At 42.8% G+C, this 4,523-nt stretch carries 4 protein-coding genes; all 4 read right to left on the bottom strand.

The window, feature by feature from the left end:
* On the bottom strand, positions 1–1,539 hold a 1,539-nt coding region (locus tag PUQ00_RS27850), incomplete at its 3' end, for a tetratricopeptide repeat protein (protein ID WP_300422687.1).
* Positions 1,540–2,134: 595 nt separating this feature from the next.
* Entirely contained in the window at positions 2,135–2,671 is a 537-nt protein-coding gene (pyrR, locus tag PUQ00_RS27845; protein ID WP_300422685.1) for a bifunctional pyr operon transcriptional regulator/uracil phosphoribosyltransferase PyrR, read from the bottom strand.
* 137 nt (positions 2,672–2,808) lie between these two features.
* On the bottom strand, positions 2,809–3,780 hold the full coding sequence (gene cbiB / locus PUQ00_RS27840) for an adenosylcobinamide-phosphate synthase CbiB (protein WP_300422683.1): 972 nt from the start codon (positions 3,778–3,780) through the stop codon (positions 2,809–2,811).
* 57 nt (positions 3,781–3,837) lie between these two features.
* The gene (locus PUQ00_RS27835) at positions 3,838–4,278 is read right to left on the bottom strand and encodes an Rrf2 family transcriptional regulator (protein ID WP_300422682.1); all 441 of its coding nucleotides are present in this window, start codon (positions 4,276–4,278) and stop codon (positions 3,838–3,840) included.
* Positions 4,279–4,523: the final 245 nt, after the last annotated feature.

Genomic DNA, 4,523 nt, shown 5'->3' with positions numbered 1-4,523 from the left:
GTCGGGTTTGATTTTGAGGGCTTGGTCAAAAGAGGCGATCGCTTCTTCTAATCTTCCCAAATTAAATAGCGCAATGCCCCGGTTGTACCAAGCATCCTGGTAGTCGGGTTTAATGGAGATTGCTTCGTCAAAAGAGACGATAGCTTCTTCTAGTCTTCCTAAATCATCTAGCGCAACGCCCCGGTTGTACCAAGCATCTTGGTAGTCGGGTTTGATTTTGAGGGCTTGGTCAAAAGAGGCGATCGCTTCTTCTAATCTTCTTAAATCATCTAGCGCATAGCCTTTGGCAAACCAGAGAGAAGAGGAATCAGGTGTGAAGGTGAGAGCTTTATTTAAGCAACGTAGCGCATCTTGATAGCGTTTTGAGTTGATTAAATTCCAGCTAAAACTCAACAGGGAAGCTTGAATTTCTTGGTGTTTCTCTGCTAGCTGTAAAATTAACCGGGTGAAGGGCAATGTGAATTTACCTGCTTCTACTTGCTTAGGCTTGGCCTCAATTTGCCCATCACGGGGTTCTAGGATGCGTTCAGCTGAAATCAGATAATTGATAGCCGTGCGTATTTGCCAATAATACCAAAGCTGCTGCCAAAAATTTCTCGCCGCTAACATTCGTGCAGTCGCCTCGACTGTGAAGCGATAAAGTGGAATGTCGAATTGTTGCAGCAAGTCCACGGCATCATAAATGTAGCGGCTCACAGAGTACTTTTCTACTGCCTTCTTGTAACGTTTTTCCCAAGTGTCTTTTAGCGTGTGGCGGTAATTTTTTACAGTCAAAGGCAAGCTTTCATTTTCCAGACGTTGGAGATTCTCGACTACATTTCTAAAAGTGCTGTCATTGCACCTAGCTAGTTCAGGATATTGCTCTGCTTCTGCTTTGATGTCAGTCTCACCAACCGTTGCTGCTAACATCGCAATGATGGCATCATCTTCTGGTTGCGGCAATTCATAAATTTGAAATCGGTTCCACAGCTTAAAATATTTATCCCATTGCAGTTTTTCCCAAGGACTGGGTTTTCCAGGATCTTCGGAGTGTGTTTCATTTCGTGCAGTGGCGATGACGCGGATTTCTGTGGGTTCGCATAACTCCTCATACTTATTCAAAGCTTGCAACAGCCTTTCTTGCAAAGGTACTTGAAACCGTTCTGCTAGACTTTTCTCCGCTTCTGGAGATATTTCGTGGCGGCTGGCATACATTTTCTGATTCAAATCATCAAAGAAAAACAGCAATTTGCGGTCTGTACCAATCTCTCTTGGCATAGCCGCAGGAATATCTAGCCATTCTCCTAATTTGAGGTAAAGCACCGTCCAGCCTTCTTGGTTGAGATGCTTTGCTAACTCTGCTGCTTCCCGCGTTTTCCCTAATCCCGTGCGTCCTAAAATCAATATCCAGCGATATTCTTCTAAGTGCCGCTTTAACTCATTGCGGATGTGACGATTTGCTACACGTTGTTGGTAAACTATGTTTCTATCAGCCAAAGGATCATTATCATTACCACCCAAAATCCGCTGCATCAGGTCTTGACTCTTCGGTGTAATCACCTCAAAGGCAAAAGTTTTCTCTGGAATGCGTCGCTGGCGGCGTGCCCAGATGATTCACCAGAAAACAACGACAATCGCAGGGAACTTAAATGAGAGCAGGATGTTAATAAACTCTTTATTGTTGGTGTAGAATTCTACAATTGGCTTAAGAAGGTTAAACACGCAGTTTATTGTGAGCGATCGCTACCTAATTGCTCCTTAATCACAGTGTAGTTCTTCTTAGCACTTGATATGAAGCCCTTAACTTGTAAAAATAACTGCTGATTTAGCCGTGTTTTAGTATTAGTGTAGCGATCGTAGTTAAGTTTTTGAGCAGATAACTCGAAACTCCGACCTCTAAACTCGGAACTCCGACCTCTGAACTTGGAACTCCGACTTTTGAACTCGAAACTTAGTGTTCAGAACTCAGAACTCCGACCTTTGAACTCGGAACTCCGACCTTTGAACTCGAAACTTAGTGTTCAGAACTCGGAACTCCGACCTTTGAACTCAAAACTTAGTGTTCAGAACTTGAAACTTAGTGTTCAGAACTCGAAACCCAAACCAGAAGCGCTATAGTTCAGCCTCCCAACTCCAAATGACAAATGACTAATGACTAATGACTAATCAACTCCACTGCATCTCGTCCATCGCAATTTTGTAAGTAAACTTTGACAATTTCTTCTTTAGCAGTAGGCAACTTCTTGCCAATAAAATCTGGGTGAATTGGTAATTCCCGATGACCCCTATCTACCAACACAGCTAAACGAATCACTTCTGGTCTACCGTAGTCGTTGACTGCGTTCAAAGCAGCGCGAATCGTCCGTCCTTTGAAAATTACATCATCCACCAGTACAACCGTTTTCCCGGTAAGGTCAAAAGGAATTTCGCTTTTTGCTGGAGTCCGTAACCCAATTTTATCAAGGTCATCTCGATAAAATGTAATATCCAAAGCGCCGACTGACACGGCGACACCTTCGAGCGTCTCAATCTGACGCGCCAACAATTCGGCTAATAACGCACCCCTGGTATAAATACCGAGAAGCACCAGTTGAGACAAATCACGCGTCCTTTCCACAATTTGAGAGGCAAGGCGAGTCAAGGTACGACGGATTTCTTCGGGTGAGAGAATTTCAACTACTTTGGCAGACATAGGGAGTGATAAGTTAAAAGTGATGAGTTAAGAGTTAGGAGTTTTTATTCTTAACTCCTGTACAGACGCGATTAATCGCATCTCTATCATTAGTACAGACGCGATTAATCGCGTCTGTACTAACTTTATATTTATCATTACCTATTTGGAAGTATTAAGAATATAGCGATCGCTATTCCTAACCATAGTAAAAAACAATATCGAGTCAGCTGCAAAGCATTCTGAATACAAGTTGCAGTAATGGGATAAATAGCATCTCCTAGCAGTGGTTTGTACTTAGCTACCCCGCGATACCAATTTGTACCCCCCATCTGCACACCCAAAAAAGCAGCATAGGCGCACTCACTCCAGCCAGAATTGGGACTAGGATCGTTAATTGCATCCCGACGACAAATTCGCCAAACGTGCATCGGTTTACCCGATAACAGCGCCAAAGTCACAACTGTTAACCGACAAGGTAGCCAAGTCAAACAATCTTCCAACCGCGCACAGAACCATCCCAAATAAGTATAGGGTGCTTCCCGGTAGCCCACCATTGAATCAAGGGTACTGCTGGCTTTATATGCTAAAGCCAAGGGAGTTGGCCCCACAACTGGCACAAAGACGCCAACAATTGCATAAAAAAGCGGAGCCATTACCCCATCGGTGGCATTTTCTGCAACCGTTTCTAAAACGGCTCGTGAAATTTCTGCTTGTGAGAGGTTTTGGGTATCTCGGCCAACGTAATTACTTAAAATCTTCCGCGCCTTTTCCAAATCTCCCGCTATTAACGGTTGTAAAACGGCCACTGCTGCTGTTCGCAAACTTCTGCCAGCAAAACAACTAGCCAAAAGAATGCTATCTATTGCAATTCCCAATAAAGGATGAACCCATCTGGCAATTTGAATAATCCAAAAGCCAACAAGACCACTACCAATTATTAAAATAATGCCTAGTACAATTCCGGCTAGGCGTTGTGTTAGAGAATTTTGACACAATTGGAGAAAAAATTTGGTCAGGCGAGAAATTATCCACCCCATAACTTGTACTGGATGAGGCCAATCCCAAGGATCGCCAATCAAGTAATCTAAAAGTGTAGCAATGATTAAAATATAAATGCTATTAGTCATAAATTAGGAGTCAAGCGTCAAAAGTCAATGGTAAATAGTCCAAATATTGACTCTTGACTAAATCACAAAACTAGCTTCTTCCCCAAGAGAAGCTTGCCAACTACGAGCATCGTAATAAAGGTCTGCCAGAGTAATACTGTACAAAGCTTCTTTGAGCTTTTGGTTGAGTCTCTGCCAAAGGCTAAATGTTACCCAATCTTCAGCTTGTGCAGGTGCTGGGGTGTGATGGGGTAAATGGCTAGTCTCGCCAACTGCTTCTAAAATTTGTCCTATAGATATTTGTGCAGGCTCTTTTGCCAATTGGTATCCGCCGATGCTACCACGAATTGATTTCACTAACCCAGCACGACGCATTTCTATTAGTAGTTTTTCCAGGTAAGGAGCTGGGATATCTTGGCGTTTGGCGATCGCTCTCACAGACACAGGCCCATATCTTGGCTGTAAACTTAAATCTAGCAACGCCTTCACACTATAGTGTCCTCTGGTAGTTAGTTTCATTTTGGCAAGCTTTGTTGTTTGTCCAAAGTCCGATTGTAAATAACTAATGATTAATGACCAATGACTAAGGATCAGTTTTGCTTATCATTCTATGACTCAGTTATCATCCTCAGCAACTAGACAACCTTTTGGGCGTTAGTTTATAAAACTTCAAACTTGTATAGTCTAGCAGTGATTCACAAACTATAACTATAGGACTCCTATTTGATTTCTGAACAAGACTAAGAGAGAATACGGAGAGGTTT

Origin of the sequence: Nostoc sp. S13, from assembly GCF_029379315.1 — a bacterium.
Classification (GTDB): domain Bacteria; phylum Cyanobacteriota; class Cyanobacteriia; order Cyanobacteriales; family Nostocaceae; genus Nostoc.
This window is presented reverse-complemented; position numbering and strand designations above follow the sequence as displayed.

Bases quoted from the DNA above. Each gene is read 5' to 3' on its own strand.
- cbiB (WP_300422683.1), bottom strand. From the start codon at position 3,780: ATGACTAATAGCATTTATATTTTAATCATTGCTACACTTTTAGATTAC.
- PUQ00_RS27835 (WP_300422682.1), bottom strand. From the start codon at position 4,278: ATGAAACTAACTACCAGAGGACACTATAGTGTGAAGGCGTTGCTAGAT.
- pyrR (WP_300422685.1), bottom strand. From the start codon at position 2,671: ATGTCTGCCAAAGTAGTTGAAATTCTCTCACCCGAAGAAATCCGTCGT.